General features: G+C 69.5%; 23 protein-coding genes and 1 pseudogene. 19 read left to right on the top strand and 5 right to left on the bottom strand.

Translation table 11 applies throughout. The features are described 5' to 3' along the window. Positions 1-1,027 precede the first annotated feature (1,027 nt). Positions 1,028-1,528 carry an SAM-dependent methyltransferase gene (locus ABTZ58_RS37530; RefSeq protein ID WP_351367175.1) on the bottom strand — a complete coding sequence of 167 codons (501 nt, stop codon included), beginning with the start codon at positions 1,526-1,528 and terminating at the stop codon, positions 1,028-1,030. A gap of 72 nt (positions 1,529-1,600) precedes the next feature. After that, entirely contained in the window at positions 1,601-2,989 is a 1,389-nt protein-coding gene (locus ABTZ58_RS37525) for an NsdA family TPR-like regulatory protein (RefSeq protein WP_351367178.1), read from the bottom strand. Positions 2,990-3,544: 555 nt separating this feature from the next. On the opposite strand from ABTZ58_RS37525, the gene ABTZ58_RS37520 reads away from it, so the two are divergent. The 17 genes from ABTZ58_RS37520 (at position 3,545) to ABTZ58_RS37440 (ending at position 19,474) form a co-directional block, all read left to right on the top strand. Continuing rightward, on the top strand, positions 3,545-5,059 hold the full coding sequence (locus ABTZ58_RS37520) for a sensor histidine kinase (protein ID WP_351367172.1): 1,515 nt from the start codon (positions 3,545-3,547) through the stop codon (positions 5,057-5,059). Positions 5,060-5,093: 34 nt separating this feature from the next. Next, entirely contained in the window at positions 5,094-5,609 is a 516-nt protein-coding gene (locus ABTZ58_RS37515; protein WP_351367169.1) for a roadblock/LC7 domain-containing protein, read from the top strand. Further along, entirely contained in the window at positions 5,606-6,019 is a 414-nt protein-coding gene (locus ABTZ58_RS37510; RefSeq protein WP_351367166.1) for a DUF742 domain-containing protein, read from the top strand. Before ABTZ58_RS37515 ends, ABTZ58_RS37510 begins: the two co-directional genes overlap by 4 nt. Before the next feature lie 52 nt (positions 6,020-6,071). Next, positions 6,072-6,659 carry a GTP-binding protein gene (locus ABTZ58_RS37505; protein WP_351367163.1) on the top strand — a complete coding sequence of 196 codons (588 nt, stop codon included), beginning with the start codon at positions 6,072-6,074 and terminating at the stop codon, positions 6,657-6,659. Beyond that, positions 6,659-7,300, top strand: coding sequence for a GAF domain-containing protein (locus ABTZ58_RS37500; protein ID WP_351367160.1), 642 nt, complete (start codon positions 6,659-6,661; stop codon positions 7,298-7,300). The genes ABTZ58_RS37505 and ABTZ58_RS37500 overlap by 1 nt, the downstream gene beginning before the upstream one ends. 82 nt (positions 7,301-7,382) lie before the next feature. After that, positions 7,383-8,624 carry an acyl-CoA dehydrogenase family protein gene (locus tag ABTZ58_RS37495; protein ID WP_351367157.1) on the top strand — a complete coding sequence of 414 codons (1,242 nt, stop codon included), beginning with the start codon at positions 7,383-7,385 and terminating at the stop codon, positions 8,622-8,624. 130 nt (positions 8,625-8,754) lie between these two features. Next, on the top strand, positions 8,755-9,246 hold the full coding sequence (locus ABTZ58_RS37490; protein ID WP_351367155.1) for a DNA-binding protein: 492 nt from the start codon (positions 8,755-8,757) through the stop codon (positions 9,244-9,246). Positions 9,247-9,329: 83 nt separating this feature from the next. Then, the gene (locus ABTZ58_RS37485) at positions 9,330-9,896 is read left to right on the top strand and encodes a hypothetical protein (RefSeq protein ID WP_351367152.1); all 567 of its coding nucleotides are present in this window, start codon (positions 9,330-9,332) and stop codon (positions 9,894-9,896) included. Then, positions 9,893-10,468 carry a DUF6624 domain-containing protein gene (locus ABTZ58_RS37480; RefSeq protein WP_351367149.1) on the top strand — a complete coding sequence of 192 codons (576 nt, stop codon included), beginning with the start codon at positions 9,893-9,895 and terminating at the stop codon, positions 10,466-10,468. Before ABTZ58_RS37485 ends, ABTZ58_RS37480 begins: the two co-directional genes overlap by 4 nt. 71 nt (positions 10,469-10,539) lie before the next feature. Continuing rightward, positions 10,540-11,007 (top strand): DUF6082 family protein, encoded by a 468-nt coding sequence (locus ABTZ58_RS37475; protein ID WP_351367146.1) that lies wholly within the window; start codon positions 10,540-10,542, stop codon positions 11,005-11,007. Between the two features lie 200 nt (positions 11,008-11,207). Then, positions 11,208-11,384 (top strand): FxLD family lanthipeptide, encoded by a 177-nt coding sequence (locus tag ABTZ58_RS37470; RefSeq protein ID WP_351367143.1) that lies wholly within the window; start codon positions 11,208-11,210, stop codon positions 11,382-11,384. A gap of 106 nt (positions 11,385-11,490) precedes the next feature. Beyond that, positions 11,491-11,622 (top strand): FxLD family lanthipeptide, encoded by a 132-nt coding sequence (locus ABTZ58_RS37465; RefSeq protein WP_114658459.1) that lies wholly within the window; start codon positions 11,491-11,493, stop codon positions 11,620-11,622. Next, entirely contained in the window at positions 11,601-11,837 is a 237-nt protein-coding gene (locus ABTZ58_RS37460) for an FxLD family lanthipeptide (protein WP_351367140.1), read from the top strand. The genes ABTZ58_RS37465 and ABTZ58_RS37460 overlap by 22 nt, the downstream gene beginning before the upstream one ends. Positions 11,838-11,918: 81 nt before the next feature. Then, entirely contained in the window at positions 11,919-15,023 is a 3,105-nt protein-coding gene (locus tag ABTZ58_RS37455; RefSeq protein WP_351367137.1) for a lantibiotic dehydratase, read from the top strand. After that, positions 15,010-16,269 (top strand): lanthionine synthetase C family protein, encoded by a 1,260-nt coding sequence (locus ABTZ58_RS37450; RefSeq protein ID WP_351367134.1) that lies wholly within the window; start codon positions 15,010-15,012, stop codon positions 16,267-16,269. Before ABTZ58_RS37455 ends, ABTZ58_RS37450 begins: the two co-directional genes overlap by 14 nt. An 18-nt stretch (positions 16,270-16,287) precedes the next feature. Then, the gene (fxlM, locus tag ABTZ58_RS37445) at positions 16,288-18,372 is read left to right on the top strand and encodes a methyltransferase, FxLD system (RefSeq protein ID WP_351367131.1); all 2,085 of its coding nucleotides are present in this window, start codon (positions 16,288-16,290) and stop codon (positions 18,370-18,372) included. 1 nt (position 18,373) lies between these two features. After that, entirely contained in the window at positions 18,374-19,474 is a 1,101-nt protein-coding gene (locus tag ABTZ58_RS37440) for a hypothetical protein (protein WP_351367128.1), read from the top strand. A gap of 87 nt (positions 19,475-19,561) precedes the next feature. Here ABTZ58_RS37440 and ABTZ58_RS40380 read toward each other — a convergent pair. Then, positions 19,562-19,669, bottom strand: a pseudogene (locus ABTZ58_RS40380) (transposase); the annotation flags it as partial. A 346-nt stretch (positions 19,670-20,015) separates the two neighbouring features. Between ABTZ58_RS40380 and ABTZ58_RS37430 the strand changes: the two are divergent. Then, complete coding sequence (locus ABTZ58_RS37430) at positions 20,016-21,956, top strand: ATP-binding cassette domain-containing protein (protein ID WP_351367125.1); 1,941 nt, start codon at positions 20,016-20,018, stop codon at positions 21,954-21,956. A gap of 378 nt (positions 21,957-22,334) precedes the next feature. Here the strand turns inward: ABTZ58_RS37430 and ABTZ58_RS37425 are convergent, their stop codons facing one another. Further along, the gene (locus tag ABTZ58_RS37425) at positions 22,335-22,898 is read right to left on the bottom strand and encodes a hypothetical protein (RefSeq protein WP_351367122.1); all 564 of its coding nucleotides are present in this window, start codon (positions 22,896-22,898) and stop codon (positions 22,335-22,337) included. A 14-nt stretch (positions 22,899-22,912) separates the two neighbouring features. Further along, a complete protein-coding gene (locus ABTZ58_RS37420; protein WP_351367119.1) occupies positions 22,913-24,376 on the bottom strand; it encodes a hypothetical protein in 1,464 nt (487 codons plus the stop codon). A 652-nt stretch (positions 24,377-25,028) separates the two neighbouring features. Between ABTZ58_RS37420 and ABTZ58_RS37415 the strand changes: the two genes are divergently transcribed. Next, the gene (locus tag ABTZ58_RS37415) at positions 25,029-25,961 is read left to right on the top strand and encodes a conjugal transfer protein (protein WP_351367116.1); all 933 of its coding nucleotides are present in this window, start codon (positions 25,029-25,031) and stop codon (positions 25,959-25,961) included. Positions 25,962-26,076: the final 115 nt, after the last annotated feature.

The raw sequence follows: 26,076 nt of genomic DNA, 5'->3' as shown, positions 1-26,076 counted from the left end.
GCGAGGATCCTGCGCTGCGCGAGGCGTGGTGGGCGGCGGCCGCCGAACTGCACGAGAGGCACGCCGCGAGGTGACGGCCGCCCGCCCCCACCCCGGCGCCCACCGACGACCGGGTCCTTGTCATCCCCGCCCACCGCCTGCCCGAGCACACCGCGAAGGAGTGAACAACCGCCATGCCCGCCGCCCACACGTCGCCGCTGCCCGGCCTGAACCGGGACTCAGAGAGAGTGCCTCATCCAGCTGGGTGAACTGGTCGCTGACACCGCAGCCACTGACCTTTCGGACACCGTCGGCTAGCGGCAGCGGCACCACACGCAGCCGAGCAGTACACGGCATCCGGCCATGCTCCCGGCCTCATCCGTTCACCGCATGGCTACGGATGCGAGTGGGTTGAGTGGCTGTTTGCGATCCCCGGTTCTGCGTAGTCTTGGGACCTGGGCTGGCCGGGTGTCCGACGGCGCTGGACAAGCCGGAGTGCGGGTCTGCGACGGCTGCTCCGGGTCCGGGTGCCGTAATTTGCCAGCGGCCCACCGCGTTCGCCGTTGGTGCCGGCCGCGGGCGCTGTCGGGGAGGCGGTGCTATCGCGTGGTCATCGAGCGCAGCTTGCCGGCGATGCCGCAAACGGTCAGGCGCAGAGCGCGGACGTCGGTAATCAGGTCACGCCACGGGTTGTAGTGTCGTCCACCGCACCCACTCGTACTCGTCGTCCGCGTCCCATCCGACGTTGCGGTCACCGATCTCCCCTCCGAACACCCTCGCGTCCGCGGGGGTGTTCCGACGCCAGCCAGCACTGGCCGGCCTACATCCGCGTCCTCCTCGCCGACACGGGGTGCTCCGATAGTGAGTTCCCAGCCCGTCGTCGGGCCCAGGTCCTCCCCGCGGCACGGGGGTGTTTCGTGCACCACGACTCCGGGGCCGTCTTCCCCTGTGCACCGCGCGCTACAGGGGAAGGTCGCTGCCCCCGACCTCGATCACGCCGAGTTGGAGCCCGACCCCGGGGTTCCGCCGGGCCGTTCAGTCGCTTCTGTCACACAGGGTGCTCCGAGGGCCGTTCGCTTGCCTTTGCCCAGTAATTCGGTTCGAGCATCTCGCCGGGCCAGGCAGGCTGTCGGATCGGGCCACGAGGCCCCATCTGTTCGAAGTACGGTGCCAAGTCGATCACGGGCGTTCCGTCTACAGCGTCGAGATCGGTGACCACCAGGTCCCGTCCCTTGACCTTGAGCAGCCGCGGGTAGCTGATCGCTAGTTGATTGGGACGCCGATGGTTGCGGTGGACGAAGGTACCGGTCGGCGGCCAGTCCGGATTCCCGCGAGGGCTGCGTGCGTGGAGCTGAACGTCTTCCGGTCGCGCCAAGTGGAAGAGCCAGGTCACCGTCAGGTGGGAAAACTCTTCGATTCCCTGCAGCGTCTCAAGGGCGTATGCCTCGTTGAGTCGGATGACCGACTCGACTCCGCCCTGGTAATCGTCCTGCACGCGGGTGTGGCCCCCGACCACCGTTGCGATCGATTCGACCTCGTACGTTGCCATCTGTACTCGTTCCTCTCTAACGGGGTCGCATGTTCAGCAGCTGCCGTCATTAGCTGCAGACCTGCCGCGTAGTCAGCTTATGGCGCGCAGCATTTCCCGTGCTCGGCGGTCCAGTTCGGCGACGTGGCGGCCTCCGCGTTGGCGGACGGGAGACAGGTCTCTCTGCATGCGGACAATGACGTCGCGGGCTCGGCCGGACTGGACGCCGGCCATGGCGTCGAGAGCTTGTGCCCAGGTGCCGCATGCTTCGTCGAGATGTCCTTGCTGGACTTGGACGGCACCGAGGTAGCCGAGGGTCACGCTGTGAGTGCGAGCGTACTGCTGCTGGCGACGGGTGGCGACGCTGCGCTGGAAGTGGATTTCCGCATCGATGGGGTTGCCCAGGTCTCGCAAAGCGCAGGCGGTCTCGTGTGCGAGGGAGGCTTCCTGGAAGAAGCTGACGCGGTCGGGAGCGTCCTGATCATCGGCGCGGGCAAGGTCCCGCTCCGCGCGGCTGATGGCGGCGATGGTGCCGGGGCGGTCGCCGTCGGCGGCCAGGGCTCGGGCGTGGACGATCGAGAGCAGGGCCTTCTCGCGCGAGCTGGCCTGGCCGTAATGGGTGCGGGTCATGGAGGCGTCGGCCAGGTCGAGGGCCCTGCGTGAGTGCCCGAGGTCGACTGCTTGGTGGGCGAGGGCGCGCAGGATGTGGCCGCCCAGTGGTCCATCTGCTGCTTCGGCCGCGATGCGTGCGGCGAGGTTGAGGTAGCGCTGGGCGGTGCGGTGCTCGGAGGCATCGAACGCCATCCAGCCAGCGAGGTAGGTCATCTCGGCCACGGCCGAGTACGTATCACGGCGGAGTCGTTCCGTTCGAAACCTGCTGCCCAAGAGCGGCACCGCTTCGTCGCGAAGATGGCCGGCTAGGGCCGAGCGCCCCGAGGCTCCACCACGCTGCTGGTCCCGCGCGGAGTAGAAGGCCGTCAGGTGGCGGACGTCGTCGATGTCGCTCTGGGTCACCAGCCGTGGGGAGACTGCTGGGCGCGATGCCGCCGCAGACGAGGCGGTCGCCCACCACGCGCTGGGGGGCAGAGCGAGGCCAGCGGCCGAGTACGCGGTGGTCGCCAGCAGCTTGCGTCGGTGCATGTCCAGATCGTCGCTTCCCAGCTCAGCCAACACGGTCAGAGGGTCGACGCTCCAGTCAGAACTACTGTCGGTCGAGCCTGTCGGCCCGTCTTCCAGCCCAAGATCAGCGAGAGTGACGCGTCGGCCGAGCCTGCGCGACAGCGCCTCACACAGGATAAGAGGCGCTTGTCCACTTGGCTTCGTGCCCTGGATCCACATGGCGATGTGCGAGCGGGAGATAGCCGTCAGCTCTCGTGCACCGCTCTCCGCGGCAACGCGAGCAACTGCGGCGGCTGCTTGGGGCTGGGACCAGCCCGCTTCACGCAGGAGCGCGGCGAGTGCGATGTTTCGCTCACGGGCCATGGACTGCCCTTCGATTCCGAAATGATCTTTGACGCCTTTGACGGCCTTGAGGGCCGCGCAGGCATACCCCCCAGCGGGGATACGCGGTTCGCTCAACGTAGCGGCCGGATCACTCACCTTGCACGCCAGCCGAGGGCAGGGCGGTGCACGGTGATTCTCGCCCAACTTGGCTCGATTTTCGCAGGAGTTGTGTCATGCCTATCTCGCTGGTCTCTCGCCGGGCGTCCTGCCCACGCAGTCATCAGAACCGACGAAACCACGTCCCTGGTGAGCCGAGTGTGCGGCGTGACCAAGCGGTGTCCGCGACGGAGACGGTGACGCTGGTGCTGGGCGAAGTCTCACCGTTGCCCGAAATTGTGGCTGATGTGGAGGGACCTCGTCCTGCGGTTTCGCGGGCACGTCAACCGGCTCGGAGCCCTGACGTCATTGCAAAATCCGCCCCCTGCGCCATGCGAGTAGCTACTCCGCTCCATACGCCAAGGCGCGATGTGCGCCGCCCTATCACTGTTCACCGGTTCTGCGACAAAGCCCTCCCCCACTGACGAGGTTTCCTCCATGCCTGACAGTGTGTTCTCGCCACGACCGGTCCCGATCGGTCACCGCAGACGGCGGCCCCCGATCGACGTGCGTACGCTGCACCGTGCCCGCCGCGCCGTGGCACTTCCCCTGCTGCTGCTTGCCGCGCTGCTGAGCGCTGCCTTCTCCTTCTGGTCGATGTCCGCGATAGGACACGGCTGGCTCCTGGCCGGCCTTGTGTGCGGATTGGCTGGTCTCGTCACGTTGGCGGCTCGCGGAGCACGCACGGTCGCAGCAGGCGTGCAGACGGCTGCGGAGGAGGCCCGGGCAGCGGCATTGGCGGCGGTCGCGGGGGCAGCGGCGGCCGTGGAGAAGTCGGTGCTGTGGTCGGCGGACGAACTCTGCCGCGGGGGACGCCCGTCGTTACCGGACCTGCAGGAGCCGCCATCGGCCAGTTTGAACGCCGAGATCAACCAGGCCATGAGTGTATTGCAGGTGCAGGCCATCACGTCGCTGGTACGCGTGCACGACGAGTCTCAGTCCGTTGTCCTTCTGGAAGTGCTGCGCCGTCTGGCCATGCGCGAACACGCACTGGTCGGCAAGGCCCTTCAGGCACTGAGCAAGCTGGAGATGCTGACCGACGACCCGGAGTTGCTGGCCAAGATCTTCGAGATCGATCACCTCGTGACGCGGATGCGTCGCCAGGTCGAGAGCACGGCGGTGCTAGGCGGGCAGTCCCTGCGCAGTGTGCGCCGGCCTGTTCCCGTCGCGACCGCGCTGCGCGGCGCTGTCTCCGAGGTCGTGCAGTATCCGCGTGTGGCCGTCGCGGCCGGGTCGGTGGGCGCCGAGGTGGGTCTGCCCGGGCATGTAGGTCCGGACCTGACGCACCTGCTGGCGGAACTGATCGAGAACGCCTGTGAGTGTTCCGACCCGGCGACGAAGGTGATGGTGCGGGCGCAGCGGGTGGCGAACGGGCTGGCGATCGAGGTCGAGGACCGGGCCATCCCCATGCATCCGCAGACACGCGCGCAGATGAACCAGCTCCTCAAAGCCCCCGACGAGGTCGATGTCAGCGGTCAAGTCCGAGCCGGCCAGCTCGGCTTGCTGGTCGCCGCGAAGATCGCCCAGTCGCACGGGCTGTCCGTGCTCCTGCAGGAGAATGTGACGGGAGGCACCACTGCCCTGGTCGTCATTCCGGCGCGGCTCCTGGTAGCGATTCCTCCCGTGGACGGTGCGGGCGCGCCGTCCAGGGACCCCCGCCCCTGCGTATCGCAGCCGCAGCAGGTTGCCGCGACTCCAGCCACCCCGAGGACGGAGCGGGCGGCGCCCCCCGGCACGGCAGGGGCGCCGGGAGCCGCAGAGGCAGGTCACTGTGCTGCGCCCGCTCTTCCCACGCGTAGACGTCAGACCGGCTCGTTCCGTTCACCGCACCAGCGGGAGCAAGCCCCAGTGAGCGCGGCGACGCCAGGGCTCGCAGCCGCCTTCCGCAAGGGCTTCCAAGCCGGGGGAACTGCTGGATCTTCTCCGCCCGCGGCGCAGCAGCCCAAGCCTTGACCCTTGCCCCTTCCCCTCTTCTGGAGCGATCTTTATGAGCACCCACCCTGAAATGAACCACGCGGCCAGTGCCCCGCCCGCCTCCCAGACGACAGCAAGCGGACAGCGGGAGCACATGGCCTGGCTGCTGCGGCAGTTCGCCTCCGACGTCACGGGCGTCACGCACGCCGTGCTGCTGTCGCGGGACGGGCTGCGGCTGCTGGACAGCGACGTCGACAAGGACTGGGCGGACGAATTGTCCGCCGCGTTCAGCGGAGTTGCCTCCCTTGCGGCCAACATCACCGGTCCCAGCCACAAGAAGCGGTCGGCCAGGCAGGTCATCATCGAGCGAGACGACTGTCTGTTCTTCGTCCAGAGCGCCGGGCGCAGCGCCGCCTTCGAAAGCCACCCCGGCAACGAACGGGGTGTGGTGGACACCGTTCTCGCTGTCATCGCCACCACGGACGCCGACGCGGGCGCCGTCGGATACGAGACGGGTCGACTGGTGGGGAAGTTCGCCCCCTACATGCATATCCCCGTCCGCGTCGGCACGGGCGCTGAAGCCCAGTGACCGCACACGGCCGCACAGCCGAAGAGTTGATGTTCGTGCGGACCTACACCGTGACGCGCGGGCGCACCAAGCCGCGGCACCTGCTTGCTCTGGACACCGTGCTGGACGCCGGACCGGGGCGGCCCGGCCCGGCGCAGGCCGAGGAATGCACGCAGATCCTCGCGCTGTGCCGAGAGCGACGGCGTTCGGTGACCGAGCTTGCGGGCCGACTCGGCCGCCCCGTCACCGTGGTGAAGATCCTCGTCTCGGACCTCTTGGACGCTGATGCCCTGGTCGTCTCCGTCACCGATGCTTACGCCGCCTCCGGCACAGACGCCGATGGACGTCCCACCACCCACCTATTGGCCGCCCTCTCCGTAGGCCTGAAGAGGAAGTGGCCCGATGCCATCGCCTATCCCCAGGCCGGGTGACCCGACTGTGGCGCTGCAGAGTCCATCGCGCCTGCAGGCCGGTGCACCGACGGTGCTGAAGATCGTGATCGCCGGGGGCTTCGGCGCGGGAAAGACCACGGCCGTGGGCTCCGTCAGTGAGATCACGCCGCTGAGTACGGAGGAGTACCTGACCGAAGCGAGCGCAGGCGTGGACAGTCTGGCGGGCATCGAGTCCAAGAGCACCACGACGGTCGCCTTCGACTTCGGCCGGCTCAGCCTGCCCGACGCGCCCGTACCGCTGGAGCTGTTCCTGTTCGGCACGCCCGGCCAGGACCGGTTCGTCGACCTCTGGTACGACCTCTCTCAGGGAGCCGTCGGCGCGGTCGTCCTGGTCGATACCCGCCGCCTTGGGAGCAGTTTCACCCCCGTCAGCTTCTTCGAAGACATCGGCCTGCCCTTCATCGTCGCCATCAACCAGTTCGACGGAGCGCACCGCTACCACCCCGAGCAGGTCCGCACCGCCCTCGAACTGTCCAACTCCGTACCGGTGGTCACGTGTGACGCCCGGGACCCTAACCACGTCGCAGGTGTCCTGCTGACCCTCGTCGACCACGCGGTGACGAACACTTCCGCCAGGCGCGTTCGCCACAAGCCCCCTACCACCCTCCAGGACGCCTGATGTCACAGCACTTCAACGACCCCTATCTCACTCCGTCGCCCACCCCACCCACGCTGCCCCTGCCGCGCCGCTACCTGCGGGGCGCCGCCCGCGGGCCGTCCGCCCCGGCCAACACCACCGTCACCGGCCTCCAATCCCAGCAAGCAACCGCGCTGGCGCAGCGGTATGAGCTGTTGAAGCACCTGGGCGTTCCCACCGCGGCGAGCGAGGCCTTCGACGAGCTGGCCCGCGACATGGCCACGCAGGCGGGGTTCCTGTACGGGTTTGTCAATCTCTTTCTTGAGGAGCAGACCTTCGTCGGTCTGCATCAACCCCCGGTGGACAGCGGGTACGTCATCGTCGGCCGCACCATGAGCCGCGACCACGGATGGTGCCCGGAGGTCATGGCACGCAAGAAAGCCCTCCCGCTGCACGACGTGCACGCTTCCCCTCGCTTCAGCGGCAACCATGTGGTCGACGCGGTCGGGATCCGTTCCTACTTCGGTGCCCCGCTCATCCACGACAGCGGCACCGTGCTCGGCACGGTGTGCGTGATCGACCCCGAGAAGCGGTCCCTGGACGAGGCGCGACGGCTCAGGGACATCGTCATCAACGCCGGCGCGCAGGTGATGGAACACATCGCTCACGCTCCGGCCCGCTAGCCATTCCGCCACCCCCACCCGGGAGCCGCAGGCGATCCCCGGCCGCTCCGCGTTGCGACCTCCACCCAGGGAGAGGGAGACCATGTCCGCCACACCCAGCACACCGCCACCGGCGCTGCGTCCCTACCTCACCGCCCGCCACCACCTGCTGTGGGACGAAGCGGACGCCTTCGCAGCCGAGTACGTCGCGCCGCGCGTCGCCCGTATGGAGGCCGCTCCGGGCAGGGTGGAGCACAAGGTCGCCGACCTGATGGCCGCACGGCGCTGGTTCGCCGTCACCGTCCCGTCCGCCTTCGGCGGGCTGGGAGCCGGACACGTGGCCAAGTCGATCCTGGTCCACCGCATTGCGCGGGTCTCTGCCGCTGCCGCGGCCATCTTGATCCCTGTCGGCGCCCTACTGCACTTCGCCACCCATGAACAGAAGTGCCGCTGGTTGCCCAGGGTGGCGGACGGTTCCCTGCTGTTGTCGATCGCCGTGACCGAACCGCTCGCCGGCGGACACATCGGCGGCATCCAGACCGTCGCCGAACGCGCAGGCGGCGAGTGGATAATCACCGGCAGCAAAATGCATATCGGCAACAGCCATCTCGCGGGCGCCCACCTCGTCGTTGCCCGCACCGCCGAAGCGGGCGTGAGCGCCTCTCAGGCCCTGACCGCGTTCATGGTCGAATCCGACCGTCCCGGGCTCTCCGTCCCCGACCACCGTCCGGGCCTTGGCCTGCACGGTTTTGGCGCCGGCCGCCTCGACCTCGACCACGTCCGCGTTCCAAAGGACCACGTGGTCGGCGAGATCGGCCAAGGGCTGAGCGTGGCCCTGAGCAGCAGCATCCTCTACGGCCGCCCCAACCTGGCCGCCGTCAGCCTCGGCATTCACGAGGCGATCGTCGCCACCACCACCGCCCGTCTCAAGACCCGTCCCCGCTACCGAGGCACCCTGTCCGACCTGCCCGTACTGCGCGACCGCATCGGCGACATGGAAGCCCGCCTGCGCGCCGCCCGGATACTCGCCTACCAGTGCGTGCACCTGCTCGACCAGGGCCTGCCCTGCGACGCCGACCTGATCAACGCCAAGTACCTCGGCCACCAGTGGGCCGCCCAGTCGGCCCAGGACGCCATGGAACTGCACGGCGCCCACGCCCTCGACCACGACTGCGGCCTCCAGCGCCTGTGGCGCGACATCCAGCACACCTACCCACCGGCCGGAACCGGCGAAGTCCAGCGCATCCGCCTGGCCGACGCCGCCTTCGGCGAGGACCACATCCAGTGGTCCGAACGCCTCGCCGCCGAAGCCACCCGGGCACGCCCCGACCCCACGGCCGCATAAGCCCCCGTGCGCGGCGCCCGCGGATCCACAGACCGCCGCGCACGGGCCCGTGCCGCCGGCCCCCATCACCCCCGCGGGGACCGGCGGCACCCCTCCCCATGCCCATCCACTCAGCGGAGAAGGAGACACCGTGACCCCGTCCGTGACGACCAGCGCACCGATCACTCCCTTGACGCCGACCCTTCAGCGCCTCGCCCAGCACCTCGCCGACGGCCTCACACCCTCGGAGGTCGCCACACGCACCGGACTGTCGGCCGTGACCGTCCGCCAGTACGTGCGTTACATCCGGGAAAGCCTCCACTGCCCGCCCCGCTGCAAGCGCCCGGTGATCGTGCACCGCCTGTTCAGCGAGCAGCAGGTCGCCCCGCCCACGGTGGACAGGCCGGCGCCGGAACTGAGCTCGGACCAGCTGCTGCTCCTTCGAGCCGTCGCCGGGCACAGCGACGCCCGCGACATCGCCCTCGCCGCCCAACTCGCCCCGGCCGACCTGCGCGCCGCGCTCGCCCAGCTCCTCGCCGACACGGGCGCACAGGACACCACCCAGCTGGTGATTCTGGCCCATGGCTGGAACCTGCTGACGGCCGAGCAGGCCCAGCCGGCCCGGGGCGGAGCCAGCCGGTGAGCAGGCCCCCCACTCCCGTAGCCCGCGGGGAGCAACAGCCTGCGGCGTCATTCGCCCCGGCGCCCCTGGCCGCCGCATACGAGATGCGCACGTTACACACGGACGCCGAACGTGAGGAGGCAGCCGCCCTCGTGCAGGACCGGCAGCGCTGGCTCGCACTGCGCGGTCTCCCGGTATCCGCCCGGGCCGACATCCCGGCCCTCTTCCGCGACCCGCGGACGCGGCCGGCCGGGCTGTTCGAGGACGGGAAGCTGCTCGCCTGCATGATCCCCAAGCGCGAGCCCAACCTCGGATGGGGCAAGAGCCCCTGCCTCTTCCTCGGCGGTGTCCACACCCTGCCCGACCAGCCCGACGACGTCACCCGGCTGATCACCCTGTGGGCATCCGACTTCGCCGCCCGGCTCGGCCTCCCCCTCGTACGGGCCGAGGCACTGGCCAGCCACACCCTCGACGCCGAACCCATCGCCGCCCTCCTGCGTCGGCTCACCAACATGGGCTGGGAGGTACAGGGATCCGGCCCAGGACAAGAAGGGGACCGAGTCGCCCGCCTCGAGATCCCCGCCGAGCGTCGGTCCGGGCTAAGCGCACTGATCGGCTGCCGCGTCCACGAGCCACAGGCCGCCACCCCGGAAGAACGGGGCAGCACGTGATGACCGCTCAATCCCAACGGCCCGACCTCGCCCGCGAGCTGATCGCCCGCGCCCAGGCCTCGGCCACGCACCGGGCCCAACGAGTGCGCAACCAGCTCGACGCCGTCCAACTCGGCCAGAGCCGTCACGCCGATCACGCCAACACCAAGGTGCTGCGCCGCATCCTGGCCGAACACAACTGGCCCGGCCACAGCCTCGTCGGCCCGGCCGCCGCTCGCGCCGCCTGGAGCATCGCCCTGCACAGCGACGACGAACCCGACTTCCAGCGCGCCGCCGCCACCCTGCTGCAACGCGCGGTCCACGCCGGCGACGCGCTCATCCAGCACTGGGCGCACCTGCACGACCGCGCCCTCATCACCAGCGGGCACGAACAGAATTACGGAACCCAGCTCCACCTGCGAGCAGACGGCATCGAACTGTGCCCGCTGCGCGCACCGGAGTCACTGGACGAGCGAAGAGCCGGCGTCGGGCTGCCGCCCATCGCGGTCGCTCTCAACACGGTGCGTCGCAGGTACACCTCGGTGCCGCATGTCGAAAGCCTCCTGGCTGACGCGTTCCCGGAAGCCGCATGAACGAAGCCGCTGCCTGCTCACCATCCGAATACTCCTCCGCGCCCTCACTCCAGTCGAAGGACCGTTCACGTATGAAGCTCACCACCGCCGTCATCGCTGCCGGTGTCGCCGTGTCCCTCACCACCGCCGTGGTCGCAACCGCCCGGCTCAGGCAGGACGCGCGGCACCAGGCCGAGCGCAACGATGCAGTCCTCACACAGAACCAGCTCGGCTGGCTGGCGCACATGTCCACCAATCCCGACATCGCCAAGCTCTGGACGCCCCAAGACATGGACGTCAACGAGTACATGCAGCTGCTGAAGGCCAACCAGCTCATCTGCATGCTCAGCCTGCGCGACCGCCTCGGCTTCGTCCCTGCCGGCCATCTGCCGTGGTACGCCGCCCAGCTGATGGACAGCAACGTCTGCCGGCGCTACTGGGCCCGCTTCGGCGACCTCCGCGCCCAGGAGGCCGAGGGCGACGAGCGCGCCGAGCACTTCACCCGAGTGCTGGCCCAGGCCGCGAAGAACCACCCGCAGGCGCAGCCCACAGCAGTCTGACGGCGTATCTCGGTCCCCTCACCTCTCGGACTCCGTGTCCGTCCCCAACTCCTCTGCCGGACAGCAGCTTCCGTGTCTGGAGACGTAGCCCGAGGAGGGCCGACCGGCGCAGGCACACAGCTGCCGCCCACCGGGCAGGCCCGGCCGTACAGCAACACCCCGAATCGAAGTGTTCCATCCGGCCGATGCGGAGGGTTCCCGTGACTCCCAGGGTGATCGACCAGCGCGTGAGGGCCGCCTCGGCCTCCTGCGCGCAGGACCCGTTCGACCTCGACATCAGCGTCATCGATCCGGGTGGCACGGTCGGGGCGAGTAGCGCCTCCGACGACGGCTGTGGCTCAACCTGCGGCAGCGTCTGCATCTCCAGCGGCTCCTGACCACACCAGACCACCGGCACGACACCCATGTCGTGCCGGCGCCGCCAACGCGGCACGTCCCGCGCGGCTCAAACGGAGCCGCGCACGACAACGGAGGAATCAGCACATGGAGCACGACGACTTCGACCTCGACATCAGCGTCCTGGAGTCCGGCGACGGACAGGCCACGCTGATCAACCTCACCGACGACGGCTGCGGGAGCACCTGCTCCAGCCCGTGCGCCACCAACGTGGCCTGACCATCTTCCACCGCACGACCAGTAGGGAGAAACTGCATGACGCGAACACGATCAAGGGCCAGGCGCCGTCCCCGGCCGCCACGGTGGGCGGTGACGCGCTTGACCTGGACATCAGCGTCCTGGAGTCCGGCGACGGTTCCGCCACGGTGATCAACCTCACCGACGACGGCTGCAAGCCGATCTGCAACGGGTCCTGCGCCACCAACGCGGCCTGACCCCGGCGCACTGATCTGCCAGCCCGCGCGCCATGCGCCGCGCGGGCTGGCACCCCAACACGACACCATCCGGGAGGGTGTATGGATTCCAGCAAGGACGGCCCTCTGTACCGGTGTGCGGACGCTGCGCTGGTGCGCACCGCCCGTTACACGAAGCTGCCACCACTTCCCGCATGGCCGGACCTCACCGACGACACCCCCGGCCGTCAGGTGCGGTGGCAGACATGGCTGCGCGACGTCTGGGCGCTGTCCGAGGCCGCCGACTCCATCGAGCAGGCCAGCCCCCTGCTCGCGCAACAGGTAAAGACCCTGTGCTCAGCGGCCAGCCCCGAGGCCCGTCAGCTCCGCCGCGCAATGGTGTCGGTCATGCGGTACCTGCTGCGAATGACAGGCCGAGCGACCCCGAACGGCCTGTTCGCCGGCATCGCGCCCGCCTCGTTCAAAAAACGACTGGGATGGTCCTGGGGTGAGCGGCACCGACCCGTCATCCGTGCCGATGGCGACTGGATCGCAGACCTGATCACCCGCCTAGAAGCAAACCCTGAACTCCTGCGGCACCTGCATGTGATGGCCAACAACACCATTTTCGTACGGGGCGATCGGCTGATCGTGCCCTACCCGCCCAGCTCACACCGCACCGAACGCAGCCCGGCGGCCGAAGTGTCCCTCCGGCACACCGACGCCGTACGTGTCGCCATCGACGCCGCTGCCTCGCCCGTCCCCGTCCATGCGGTCGTCGAACTGATGAGGACCGAGTACCCCGACGTTCCCGCTGACCGGGTGGAAGGGCTCATCAGCAGCCTGGTCGAACGCGGTGCGCTCATCACTAGCCTGCACGCGCCCTCTGCCACCACCGATGCCCTAGACCACCTGGTCGAGCAGGCGGAAGCAGCCGCCACGCCGTCGGCCGCGGACCTCGTGGCCGACCTGCGGGCGGTCCGCGACGCCATCGCCCGGCACAACCAGGTCCACGCCCCGGTGGACGGCCAGCGCCTGCGTACCGCCTTACGTCAGAAGATGACCGCCATGAGCACCGTCAAAACCCAGCCGCTCACGCTGGACCTGCGCATGGACTGCTCCCTCACTCTGCCCCCACAGGTTGCCCGCGAGGCGGAGCAGGCCGTCACAGTGCTGGCCCGGCTGACTGCGTACCCCTTCGGCACTCCGGCGTGGAAGGACTTCCACAACCGGTTCTTCGAGCGATACGGCATCAACTCGCTCGTCCCGGTCCGGGACCTGGTGGACCCGGACGTCAGCCTCGGGTTCCCGGCTGGATACCGCGACGCGGAACCTGAACAGCGTGAGGCCCTGACCACCCGTGAACAGCGGCTGCTCTCCCTCGCCCAAGCGGCCGTCCTCGACGGCCGCGACGAAATCAGCCTGGACGAGGACCTGATCCGTACGCTGACGGTCGGAGACCGAGACGCGCCGCAGGTGCCAGCCCACACGGAATTGCGCTTCCAGATCCGCGCGGCATCACGAGAGGCCCTGGAGGGAGGGGATTTCGCCCTCCACGGCATCGCCCCATCTCGCGGGATCGGTACCACGATCGGGAGAAGTCTGGGACTGCTCACACCAGTTGATCAAGCCAGCATAGGCGCCTTGCTGGAGGAGCTGCCGGTCAACACGCCCGGCTCGATTCCCACGCAGGTCTCCTTCGCTCCACTCGACCGGGGCGACACCAACGTCACCCGGGTCGCTGAACTCCTGCCAGCCGTCATCAGCCTCGCGGAGCACCGTGAGGTGGATGCGCGCACGATCCCGCTCGACGACCTCGCCGTGGGCTGCGACCACCGCAGGCTCTACCTCGTCTCCCTCTCCCGCGCGTGCCTGCTGGACCCCATGACGCTGCACGCGCTGGACCTGCGCGGCCACACACCGCCGCTCGCGCGCTTCCTCACCGAGATCAGCCGCTCCCAGACCGCTGTCCTGACCGTGTTCCCTTGGGCGTCCGCGGCAGCCCTGCCGTACCTTCCGCGCGTGCGTTACGGCCGCGTGATCCTCTCTCCGGCGCGGTGGCAATTGGACCGGTTGGAACTGCCCGACCGCCGCGCCTCCTGGGAGGAGTGGCACAAGGCGGCCGACGGGTGGCGCGCACGCCGCCGAATTCCTGACCACGTCACACTCGCCGAAGGCGACCAGTGCCTGCCGCTGGACCTCTGCGAACGCGCGCACCTCGCGTTACTGCGCGCCCACCTGGACACCCACGAATCGGCGATCTTGACGGAAGCGGAATCCGACGGAGGCTGGTTCGACGGACGGGCCCACGAGATCATCGCCCCGATGACGGCCGTCCGCCCGCCTAACTGGCCGACCGTCCCGCCCATCACCGCCGACCGGCTCGTCACCCGTGACCACGGGCACCTTCCCGGCGCCGCCTCCTGGCTGCTGGTCAAGTTGTACGGGCACATCGAACGGCAGCCCGAAATCCTTGCCGACCACCTTCCCGCGCTGCTCGGCCAGTGGGGCGCGCCGCCTACCTGGTGGTATATGCGCTACCGCGACCCTCGCTGGCACCTGCGGCTGCGCATCGCGCTCCCCCGCAAGCAGGACTTCGCGGTCACCGCGAAGCGCGTGAGTGCCTGGGCAAACGGACTGCGCCGTACCGGGCTCCTCACCGACATGCAGTTCGCGACCTCCTACCCGGAGACCGGCCGGTGGGGCCCCGGGCCGCTGATGAGCCTGGCCGAGGACGTCTTCGCCGCTGACTCCCGAGCCCTGGCTGTCCAGTTCGCCCAGAGCCCCCGCCCGCACCGGCAGGTCCTAACCGCCGCGAACTTCGTTTCCCTCGCCGCCGCCTTCACCGGCAGCACCGCGGCCGGCATGGACTGGCTGATCGCCCACGGCCGGATCACCGACCCGCGCCCGATGGACCGCGCCGTGCGTGGTCAGGCGGTGCGCCTGGCCGATCCGGCCGACGGCTGGGCGGCTCTGCGCGCGGTCCCCGGCGGGGCGGCCATTGCCAGCGCCTGGAGCGAGCGCGACATAGCCCTGGCCCGCTACCGGCAGGAGCTGGACGCGTCCGGTGGTGGCATCGACCCGGACCTCGTTCTCAACTCGCTGCTGCACGCCCACCACATCCGCGCCGCCGGCATCGACAAGGACGACGAGCGGATGTGCGTACGGCTGGCCCACGCCGCCGCAATGGCCTGGACTCACCGAGGAGATCATCATGAACCTGCGTGAAAGCGCACGGGCCGCCGCCGACACGATCACCGAGCAGCTCGCCTCGCCGCAGGAAGTACGAGGGCTGCATCACCGTCAAGGCTGGTGGCCGCAGTCGCTCGCGCACGGCGCGGTCGGTGTCGCGCTACTGCACATCGAGCGAGCCCGCACCGAGCTGGGGCCGTGGCAGCGCGCCCACGACTGGCTCGCCTGCGCCGCAGCCGAACCCGCCGTCGTCGGCCCGAACAGCCACCTCCACTACGGGGCGCCCGCGCTCGCCTTCGCCCTGCACGCCGCCGCCGACCGCCCCGGACGCTACGCCCGCGCTTTGGACACCCTCGACCGGTACGTCACAGCGGCGATCCGGGACCAGCTCGCCGACGCCCACACCCGCATGGACCGCGGCGAGATGCCCGCGCTGGCGGAGTTCGACGCGATTCGCGGCCTGAGCGGGATGGGCGGGCTCCTGCTGCACCGCGACATTCACACCGACGTCCTCCGCGGGATTCTGTCCTACCTGGTCCGGCTGACCGAGCCGGTCAAGCACGACGGGGAACTCCTGCCCGGCTGGTGGAGCCACCTCGACCCCTCCGGCACGATCTCCCCGGAGTATCCGGAAGGACACGCCAACAACGGCGTCGCCCACGGCATCGGCGGCCCCCTCGCCGTGCTCTCCCTCGCGGCCCGCCGCGAAGTCACCGTCGACGGCCACCTCGACGCCATCACGCGCATCCTGGCCTGGCTCGACCACTGGCAGCAGGACGGTCCCGCCGGCCCGTGGTGGCCGTACTGGATCACCCGCGAACAGCTGCGCTCCGGCACAACCGGCCCCGGACCCTCCCGGCCATCCTGGTGCTACGGGACCGCAGGACTCGCCCGCGCCCAGCAACTCGCCGCCCTGGCCCTCAACGACCCCACGCGCCAACTCGCAGCCGAACGCGCTCTCCTGCGCGCCATGACCGACCCCGGCCAACTCGGCGCCACCATGGACCTCTCCCTGTGCCACGGCTTCGCCGGCCTGGCGCACATCACGCAACTCGCTGCCGCCGACGCCCTCACCCCCGAACTCACCGAATGCCTGCCCCGGCTCCTGGCCCCCATCACCGACACCGCGCCCGGCACCCTGGCGGACTCCCTGATCAACCCGCCCAGCGGCGGCGACATCGGACTCCTCGAAGGTGCCGCAGGCACCGCCCTCGCCCTGAACGCCTTCCACACCGCAACGCCGCCCGCGTCCGGGTGGGACACCTGCTTCCTAACCAACTAAACGAAGAGAAGAGGGAACATGGCAGAGGACGAATGGCCGCAACGCCTCATCCGGTTCACCGACTGGAGCCGCGCGGAGGCCACCGCCGTGGAGCATCTGCTCCCGGTGCTGACCGCCCAGGAGTCGGAACTGGCCCAGTGGTCCTTCCTGCGGAAGTACCCCTGGTGGCGGTTGCGCTACCGAGCCGCGGGCCCAGACTCGGCGAAGGTCCTGGACGCTGCCCTGGACGAGCTGGTCGACGCCGGCGTCCTCGCTTCCTGGACGCGGGGCATCTACGAACCAGAAGAGAAGGCCTTCGGCGGTCCGGCGGGCATGAAGATCGCGCACACCCTGTTCCACTACGACAGCCGTCACCTGCTAGAGGAGGCGGCCCGCCAGCAGGCAGCCAGCAGCCCCCAGCTCGGCCGCCGCGAACTGGCGGTCCTCCTGCTCAGCGTGGCGATGCGAGCGGCGGGACTCGACTGGTACGAGCAGGGCGACGTCTGGGCGAAGATCGCGGCCGAACGCCCCGGCGACGAGGTCCGCACTCCGCAACGGCACCGGGCCGCTGTCCACCGGTTGATGACCGTCGACGTCAGCACCACCAGCCGCAGCGTCACCCAGGGCCGACTCGCGCCGCTGGCCGAGTGGATAGCCACGTTCGAGTGGTTCGGCCAGCAGCTCGCCGACCTCAACCGCCAGGGCCGCCTGGAACGAGGGCTGCGGGCCGTGATCGCCCACCACGGCATCTTCCACTTCAACCGTCTGGGCCTCCCCGCGGAGGACCAGAACACCTTGTCCACACTCGCGAAAGAGGTAGTCATGGGAACGAGCAACAACGCCGCGTCCACCCGAGCCGAGGGGACGCCGAGCACTACGGTCAACGGGGTGAACAGTGACACCATCGAAGCCCCTTCCGCCGACCGTCTGCGCTCCCAGTTGATCGACCATCTGGTCGAAACGGGATGCGTGCGCACGCCCCGGGTGGAGGAGGCCATGCGGGCCGTACCCCGCCACCTCTTCGTCCCGAACGCCTCCCTGGCAATGGCGTACGGCAACGCCCCCGTCGACACGAAGTTCGACGGATCCGGCCGCTCCATCAGCTGCGCCTCCCAACCCGACATCGTCGCCACGATGCTGGAACAGCTCGACGTCCAGCCCGGCCAGAAGATCCTGGAGCTGGGGGCGGGCACCGGCTTCAACGCCGGACTCCTCGGCTACCTCGTCGGCGAGACGGGACATGTCACTACGATCGACGTGGACGAGGACATCGTGGACGGAGCGCGCCGCGGACTGGTCGCCGCCGACATCCACAACGTAGAAGTGATCCTCGGAGACGGAGCCCTGGGCCACGCCCCCAATGCGCCATACGACCGGATCGAAGCCACAGTCGGTGCCCACGGCGTTCCGCACGCCTGGCTCGACCAGCTCGCCCCCGGCGGACGGCTCCTCACCCCTCTGCGCCTGCGCGGCAGCGTCTCCCGCTCGATCGCCTTCGAGAACCAGGACGGATCCTGGCGCAGCGTCGACAGCCAGATGAACACGTTCATGCCGCTGCGCAGGGGCATCGCCGACGACCCGCGCGTCTTCGTTCCCCTGGACCCCGACAACACCGTCACCCTCGTCACCAACGGAGACCAGACAGTCGACGCGGACGCCCTGAGCGACATCTTCCGCCAGCCGCGCGCCGAGGTGTGGACGGACGTCACCTTCCGGGGCCCGGAGTCGGCTGAGTACCTGGAGCTGTGGCTCGCCTGCGCCATGCCGAACGGCCTGAGCCGGATGCCCACCAAGGCCGAGGCCATCGAGAAGGGACTGGTCAGCGCACCCTACCCGTCCTCGACCGCGGTCTTCGAGGGCAGCACGCTCACCTACCTCACGCGGCGCCCGTACGCGAAGAAGGCCCCCGACGGCGCCACCCTGTACGAGTTCGGCGTCATCGGCCACGGCCCCGACGCCCTCGCCTCGGACGTCGCGGACCAGATCCGCACCTGGGACCAGGACTTCCGGGCGCTCGACGTCGGGTTCGAGATCCAGCCGCTCAACGCGGCCCCGCTCACGCCGAAGCCCGGCCGCTTCGCCCTCGACAACCCGCTGAACCGCATCGTCATCGAATGGCAGTGACATGGACGTCAGCCAGATAGCGAAGCGCTTCCCGCTCGTTGCCCGTCCACGTCCAGCGTGCCCGCCCCTCGCTGAACGCATCCGCGAGATCACCGACCTCGCAGCCGCCGCCGAACGCGACGGCAACGTGACCTCCGCGACCGTCACCCTCAACAAGGCGGCGCTGATCGCGAGCGACTGCGGCATACCGGACCTGGCGCGCGCTCTGTGCTGGCGACACGCCGAGGCCGTCCTGCGCGCCCAGCCTTTGGGCGCGCAGGAAGCCCGGTACGCCCTGGAGCCCCTGGTCAACCTGGCCCGACTGCGCATCCGCGACGGTGACGGGACTGGCGCGTACCACCTGCTCGATTCCCTGAACCGAGCAGTTAGATCGAAGACGGAAGCGGTCATCGACGGCCGCGCCACGTCCTTCCAGCGCCTCACGAAGTCGCCCTCCGACCATCAACAGGTGTGCCAATGGCTGTGGGCCGTACTCCTCGGCGACGGAACCCGTGCCCTTGTCGCAGCAGGTGAATGGGACCACGCCCGGGCGCACAGCAGGCGACACCGGGGCGTAGGCCAGCGACTCTTCGACGGGCGCCAAGTCGAAGTACTCGTCCGCTGCCTCGGCGAGCAGCCCAGCGATGCGCTGAAGTTCCTGCACGAGAGCACCCTGGTGGAGCCATGGGAGCACCCCGTCGCGGCAGCCCTTGCCGTCCTCTGCCACAGGGCAGCCGACGAGCACCGAGTCGAGCCGATCAACAACATGGTGCAGCTCTACCTGGCCCTCGACTCGGCCCCCGACCTTGCCGTCTTCCGCTCCCGTGTAGGACTAGTTGTGCTTGACCTCTCCCCAGAGATCCGCCAGGCCGAAACGATGCGCCGCCTCACCAGCGAAGCGATGACGCATCCAGACGGGTACATCGCACGAGACGTCCTGGCCCACCCTGTGTGCCGCGAAGGGCTGAGCCTAGACGAGCGCAGAACACTCTCCGCTGCCGTCGCCTCCGCCGGCCTCGAACGGGGCAACATCTCCGACCCTCTGACTCAGGCCATACAGGACGCTTCAACAGTCGCAGCGGATGTCTGGCAACGCCACACCAGCCGCCGAGTTAACGCCTGATCGTCACATCACCGTCTTCTGGGAGGGCCTGGAGTACGGCAGCGCCGAGCTGCCCCACGAGTCTGGCCGCCAGGAGCACTACCGCCGGCGTTTGTGAGCGGTCTGGAACGAGCCGATCTCGTCCGGCAGGTCCCGCCAGGGCGACCCGGTGCGGTACTTCCACACGATGGCTTCCAGGGTGCGACGGTGATCGGCCACCGTCGACCACGAACCGGATCGGCCGTTCAATCCGGCCCCACATCTCATCGGTGATCACTAATCGGACGAACATATCCGATCAAGCGACAAGCGAATCAAGGGCACACGCTCTAGAAGCGACCGGGATGGCCCGGCCGTGCTGCCCACGCGTTTGGCGATGTCGGCGTTCCGGCCATTTCCTGCCCACAGCCCCTCCAAGCCAGACCAGGGATCCAGCGCCCACGGGGTTCCCTGACGCAGGAAATAGCACGCTCCCCAGCACGACCGAATGACGTGTGTTCGATATCGCAGCCGTGTCGTTAGACCTCACGACTCTGCCGCAGCGACCGTCTTAGGGGGAACGATGACCTCGGCCATTACGCAGGACCAGCCGCCACAACCACCAAAGGGGACCGCGCCGGACGACGAACCACAGGAGGCCGGTGTTCGAGAGGAGGAATACCTCTACCGCGACGAGTCGAGGCTGAAGGCCGGCTCCCTGCTGACCTCCCGCACCATGGCGCGGCGCCTGCCCTCGCTCGTGCGGCGCTCGGTCCAGATGGCCTGGCGCGTGGACCGCGGCGCGACCATCGGCCTGCTGGTGTGCCAGATCGCAACCGGCATCCTCGCGGCCCTCGGCCTCCTGGCCGTCACGGGCACGATCACCGCGCTGATCTCCTCGGGCGACATCACCGAGCGGCTGTGGGACGCCGCCCCCCAGCTGGCCGTGATCGCCGCCGCCACCGGCCTGCGCGCGCTGCTGGGCATCGCCGTCGTCTGGCTGACCGGCCGTCTGCGCCCCGTGCTCGGCCGGGCAGCGGAGCTGACGATGATCGAGGCCGCGCTCGGCGCGGAACTGGCCGCCAACAACAAGCCCGGCTACAACGACGCCTACGACATCGCCGACCACGGCGCCCAGGTCACCCCCGACCTCGTCGAAGAAGCGCAGGACGTCCTCGCGGCGAGCGCCACGCTCGCGGCCGGCGCCACCGTCCTGACCGTCCTGCACCCCCTGCTCCTTCCCCTCCTCTTCCTCGCCTGCCTGCCCCAGGCCGCCGCCTACGTGCGCTCCGCACGCGTGCTCTACCTGGCCGGGCTGGAGACCTCCGGGCGGCGCCGGATGCTGGGCAAGCTGCGCTGGCACATGGCCTATCAGGAGTCCAGTGAGGAGATGCGCGCCTGCCTGGCTGGCCCCTTCCTGATCGGCCGGTACCGGCGGCTGGCCGCCTCGGTCAACGCCGCCGAACGCAAGGCCGCGAACACCGGTGCCTGGATGGGACTTGCCGGAGCCGTGGCCGGCGGAATTGCCTCGACCGCGGTATGGGCGGCGCTGCTGTGGCTCCTGGCCTCCGGGCGGATCAGCCTGGCGGCCGGCGGCGGCGCCGTCTTCGCCCTCCAGACCGCCACCGGCTCGGTGCGCGGCATCATCAACGGCGGGGCACGCCTGGTGCGCACCGGCTGGTACGTACAAGACTGGCAGAACTTCCTCGACAACGCCCACGGCCAGGCCATGACCGACTCCCGCGGCACCACGCCCGTGACCGCTGCCCCAGAGCGTTTCGAGGTCCGCAACGTCACCTACCGCTACGACGGCGCCCCGAAGAACAGCCTGAGCAACATCTCCCTGCACGTGCGGCGTGGGGAGATCGTGGCGCTGGTCGGAGAGAACGGCTCCGGCAAGACGACCCTCTCACGCCTGCTGTGCGGGCTGCTGCTGCCCACCGAGGGCGACGTGGCCTGGGACCACGCCTCCACCGCGGACCTGGACCCGTGGGGGTCGTGGGAGCACGTCGCGCTGGTGCCGCAGAAGTTCACGTACCTGCCGCTGACGATGCGCGACAACATCACGTTCGGGCAGGGCGACACCAGCGACGCCGCCCTGCTCGCCGCGTGCGAGGCGTCCGGCGCCGCGGAGATGCTGCCGGGCCTGCGCTCTGGTCTGAACACCCTGCTGACCAGTGAGTGGTTCGGCGGACAGCAACTCTCCGGCGGGCAGTGGCAGCGCCTGGTCCTCACCCGCGCGTTCCACCGGCATGCGGCGCTGCTGGTCATGGATGAACCCACGGCCGCCCTCGACGCCCGCGCAGAGCACCGGATCTTCGCCGGCCTGCGCGAACTGGCCAAGGACCGCGCCATCTTGCTGATCACGCACCGCCTCACCAACGTGGCCGTCGCCGACCGGATCGTGGTCCTGAACGAAGGGCGGATCGTCCAGGAAGGCACCTACGCCCAGCTCACCCGGGAGCCAGGTCTGTTCCGGACCCTGTGGGAACTGCAGCGCCAGATGAGCGGCGACAGTCCCTGACGCCCTGTCCGCCAAGGGGCCACCGTTCTGCCAGGCCGAGATACCGGACCCCTCCCAATGTTCCCTACGCCGCCCGACGACCAAGTGATCACTCTCTTTCCGCCCGCGGGCTGCAGGCCGACCTACTCGAAGCCGCTTGCGTCAGCCGCGGGCGGGTCGCGTCGCACGTCCGTCTTCCAGGGGCTCCCACAAGCGTCAAAACCCTGGGGACCCAGCGACGTCTTCCGCCGCTCCGAGGCCACATAGCCCGCCCTCCACACTTCCCGGGGGGCATCCCCGGCACGAAGGCACAGCCGTTGAGGTGTATGTGCCGGGGCGTCGCGGAAAGGCGTCCATCCCCCTGCCATGCAGGGGCGGCGGAATGCGTGGCTGCACCGTTCAGCGTCCTGGGGTGAGGCGACCTAGTGGGGGCAGGAGGCTGTCGCCAGGCCAGAAGGGCCGCTCGGTGGCGATGCCGGTGAGGAAGAGGCTGACCTTGTCCAGTGCCGCGGCTCGTTCGGCGGGGCCGTAGGTGACGAGGTCGTCGGCTGCGGTGTCGTGGACGCGTAGCTGGCTGTGTGGCCCGGTGCAGAGCAGGGCGCGCGGGATCTCGGGCAGGCCGAGGCTGAGGGCGTCGCATCGGCCGGTGTGGACGAGCTGGACCAGGTCGGTGGTGACGCCTTCCCAGTCGCCGATGCTGGGCCAGTCGGCGCCTCCGTTGAGTTCGTGGGTGAGGGTGGCCAGGGGGATGATCTCGCCCGGCTGGCGTCCCCGGGTGAGTAAGTCGTGGATCTTCACGCCGTCGGGCTGGCGTACATGCGGGTGCAGCAGCGAGTCGGCGGCCACCACGGTGGTGTTGATTTCGCGGGTGTCGGGGCCGGGGTAGTACGGCTCGTGGGCGAAGAGCAGGTAGACGTCCCGTGTGCGGGCAGCCGGGCCGAATGCGGACTCAGACTCGGGCATGGGGTCAGTTCCCTTCAGCGGTGGTGTGTGCGGCGTAGTGCGGTCGGTTGGCTACTCCGTCGGCGGCCGGTGAGAGGGCTTGCCCCTGTGGCGATGGAGGCGCAGGTGGTGCATCGGCCGTCGCTGTGGGGGTGTGCGCGCCGGGGTGTGGGGCCGGGGCAGGTGCGGCAGGGCGGCCAGTTGAGGCAGGCCGGGCAGAGGTTTTCGCCGGGTGCGGTGCCGGGGACGCCGCAGCCGGCGCATTCGACCAGGGCCCGGTAAGCGAGTGCTTCGCTCACGGTGCGTGCCGCGGCGGAGGTGGGGGTGGTCGGGTGCTTTTCCACCGGGTGTCCTGCTGGGGTGGCGTGGTGTTCGGTCACGGTGGCCGGTGGTGGGTAGGCCTGTGCGGCGCGGAGTCGGGCGGCGATGATCGCGCCGAGCGTGGTGCGGATCGGGCTCGGCAAAGGGCGAGCGCTGATGACGTGGTTGAGCTGTACGCGCGTCCAGCCGGCTTTCAGCATCGCCGAAACCGCTGTGCCCTGATCCGCCAGTGCCTGGCCGGTCAGCAGGAGTTCGGGACGCCGGGCGCCGATCTCCAGCAGCAGGCGTACTCCGGGTGTGAGGTCCGTCGGCGCTGGCGCGGTCCGTGATGGCGGCGGTGCTTGAATCCGTGATCGTGCGGGGCGGGCGGCGGGAGGGAGGGGTCTGGTCTTCGGCTGGGTGGTCTTCTTTCTGTTGGTGTTCTTAAGGGGCCGGTCAGCCAACGTAGGGTCATCCACGCGCGGATAACCCGATTCTGGCTGTGACCTGCTGGACCGCGCAGCGGGCAGGTCGGTGATGACGTAGGCGGCGGCGCCCAGAGTGCCGTGCGGGCCGCGTTCGCGTTCCCTCACGAGGAAGCCGTGGCTGTGCAGTTCCTTCAGACCGGTTCTCACGGCGGATTCGCCGTCCCTGCCCGCGCGGGCGATATCGGTGACGGTCATGCGCCAGCCCTCCCGGTGGGTGGAGAGCAAGCCGAACAACCCCTTGGCCTTGAAACTCAACGTGCCGTCGCGGAACAAGGCGTTGGCGATCTGAGTGAACTGATCGGCTGCCATCACCCCGCGCCGGATCCCCGCCCGCCGTCCGTGACCGGCGGGCGGGGAGGTGGCCTGCGTGCCGGCCTCGGCCCATGCAAGGTCCAGCGTGGCGGGGCGGTCGGTGATGCAGTAGATGATCTCGCCGAGGGTTCCGTCGGGGCGCCGCAGACGTTCCCGGATCAGATACCGGTGCTTCTCCAGCTCCTGCAGGCCGGTGCGGACCGCTTCACGCCCGTCCGGCCCCACACGCACCAGGTCAGCGACTGTTACCTGCCAGCCGCTGCGGTGTGTGCTGAGGTAACCGAAGATTCCCTTCGCCTTGAACGACAACCGCCCATCGCGAAACAGCGCATTGGCCACCTGCGTGAACTGATCCGCGCTCATCACGCCGCGGCGAATTCCCGCCCCGAAGCGGCTCACCGCTGCTCCTGTGGCGATGACCGCGGTCGCCACTCACGCCAGCGCACCCGGCCGGCCGAAGCGGGGCCGCCACTGACGCTGCGCGATCGGCAGATGCGTAGGGGTGCCATGCCGACAGCCCAACCCCAGCCCCTGACCACCTCGGCAGCCATCGCTCCCGACCATGGATCACGATCGGGCAACACCGTCGACACACCGGCGTGGTCGCTCTCATGGTCGGGACCGAGGCACGCACCCCGTCGACGCGGCGCGCACGCGATAGGCGCGACGAAGGACGAGGTGCGCAGAGGTCTGCGCAGTCGCATGTGTGTGGGAGGGCTGCACAAACCTACCGACGGCGCCTCTGATGGTGCGCAGTTCGTGAGCCCGCTGCACAGGCTCCATCGCGGCACGAGGGCCACGCAGCGTGCGCAGCCGCCTGCCGGTCACATGCCGCGCTCCAGGGCTGAGAACCCGGTCTGACGCACGGGTAAGCCGTGGTCGGCACGCCCGCGCCCCGTAGTCGGACTCATGGTCGGGCTGTCCACCACTGTGACCACGGATGCCGTATGCGCATCGTGATCGTGGTCGGGGCCTCGTGGTCGGTGGTCAGGTCAGACCCGGTCGCTTATGTCGAGGGCGCAAGCGTCCGTTCTGACCTGGGAGTTCGACCATGTCCCCTGGCAAGCCGGCTTCGCGCAGCGAGGCCGTTGCTCCGATGGCGGCAGGCGCCCGGCTGGAGGCGATGCGGCGCCGGGTGCGCGTGTCACGCCTGGCGGTGTGGACCGTCATCGCGGCCGGCCCCATCGCCCTCGGCATCACCCTCACCTCCACCCCGACCACGGTCGAGACAGCGTCCTCGACTAAGCCGACCACCGCACGCGTCACGACGGTGGCAGCCGGCCCGGCCGGCTATGCGCAGTTGTTCCTCCACACGTGGCTGCGCAGCAGCACCAAGGACGAGGCGAGTGCGCAAGCCCGGCATGCGCAGTCGATGGCGCCCGGCGTCGATCTGCCCGAGCCGGCCACCGGTGCGCAGCCGGCACCGCAGGTAGTGACGGCGGTGCGCACTGCGCAGCGCGCGCAGGGGGTGTGGTCGGTGACGGTGGCTGCGCAGTACGCCGACGCATCGGTGCGCTATTACGCCGTGCCGGTGGCCACCGACCGCACGGGCGCCTCGTTCACGGTCACCGGGGCGCCGGGCGTCGTGGCCGGGCCGGCCCGGAGGGAGATGCCGGCATCGCCGTACCGGGAGAGTGTGCCGGAAGGTGATCTGTCCTCCACCGTCGAGCAGTTCCTCGCTGCCTACCTCACCGGTGCCGGAGAGGTCGACCGCTACCTCGCCCCCGGCGTGAAGCTGCTCCCGGTCACTCCCGCTCCCTACAGGGCGGTCACGGTGCAGCAGATCTCCGCCATCGAGGAAACGGCCACCACGGTGACCGTGCCGGCCGATGGCACCAAGGCCCGCGTCCTAGCGCAAGTGGAAGCCCGCGGCAAGGACGGCCGGTGGCCGCTGGCCTACGAGTTCACGCTCGCGGCCCGCTCGGGCAGGTGGGAGATCTCCGCGCTCGGCACGGGAGCTGCCGCAACGGAAGGTGTCCGGTGAACACGGTGCACCACACGATTCTGGCCGGTCAGCTGGACGACCTGGGCGACTCGTGGATCAGCATGTTCGAGGACTGGGCCACCAAAGGGCTGCAGGCGGGTCTGCTGGTCCTGGT

The organism is Streptomyces sp. NPDC094143 (assembly GCF_040303825.1).
Lineage (GTDB): Bacteria > Actinomycetota > Actinomycetes > Streptomycetales > Streptomycetaceae > Streptomyces.
The sequence above is the reverse complement of the archived record's forward strand: the minus strand, read 5'-3'. Positions and strand labels throughout refer to the sequence as shown.

Coding starts and splice junctions, on each gene's coding strand:
- ABTZ58_RS37530 (WP_351367175.1), bottom strand. CDS start 1,528: ATGGCAACGTACGAGGTCGAATCGATCGCAACGGTGGTCGGGGGCCAC.
- ABTZ58_RS37525 (WP_351367178.1), bottom strand. CDS start 2,989: ATGGCCCGTGAGCGAAACATCGCACTCGCCGCGCTCCTGCGTGAAGCG.
- ABTZ58_RS37520 (WP_351367172.1), top strand. CDS start 3,545: ATGCCTGACAGTGTGTTCTCGCCACGACCGGTCCCGATCGGTCACCGC.
- ABTZ58_RS37515 (WP_351367169.1), top strand. CDS start 5,094: ATGAGCACCCACCCTGAAATGAACCACGCGGCCAGTGCCCCGCCCGCC.
- ABTZ58_RS37500 (WP_351367160.1), top strand. CDS start 6,659: ATGTCACAGCACTTCAACGACCCCTATCTCACTCCGTCGCCCACCCCA.
- ABTZ58_RS37495 (WP_351367157.1), top strand. CDS start 7,383: ATGTCCGCCACACCCAGCACACCGCCACCGGCGCTGCGTCCCTACCTC.
- ABTZ58_RS37485 (WP_351367152.1), top strand. CDS start 9,330: ATGCGCACGTTACACACGGACGCCGAACGTGAGGAGGCAGCCGCCCTC.
- ABTZ58_RS37475 (WP_351367146.1), top strand. CDS start 10,540: ATGAAGCTCACCACCGCCGTCATCGCTGCCGGTGTCGCCGTGTCCCTC.
- ABTZ58_RS37465 (WP_114658459.1), top strand. CDS start 11,491: ATGGAGCACGACGACTTCGACCTCGACATCAGCGTCCTGGAGTCCGGC.
- ABTZ58_RS37455 (WP_351367137.1), top strand. CDS start 11,919: ATGGATTCCAGCAAGGACGGCCCTCTGTACCGGTGTGCGGACGCTGCG.
- ABTZ58_RS37450 (WP_351367134.1), top strand. CDS start 15,010: ATGAACCTGCGTGAAAGCGCACGGGCCGCCGCCGACACGATCACCGAG.
- fxlM (WP_351367131.1), top strand. CDS start 16,288: ATGGCAGAGGACGAATGGCCGCAACGCCTCATCCGGTTCACCGACTGG.
- ABTZ58_RS37440 (WP_351367128.1), top strand. CDS start 18,374: ATGGACGTCAGCCAGATAGCGAAGCGCTTCCCGCTCGTTGCCCGTCCA.
- ABTZ58_RS37430 (WP_351367125.1), top strand. CDS start 20,016: ATGACCTCGGCCATTACGCAGGACCAGCCGCCACAACCACCAAAGGGG.
- ABTZ58_RS37425 (WP_351367122.1), bottom strand. CDS start 22,898: ATGCCCGAGTCTGAGTCCGCATTCGGCCCGGCTGCCCGCACACGGGAC.
- ABTZ58_RS37415 (WP_351367116.1), top strand. CDS start 25,029: ATGTCCCCTGGCAAGCCGGCTTCGCGCAGCGAGGCCGTTGCTCCGATG.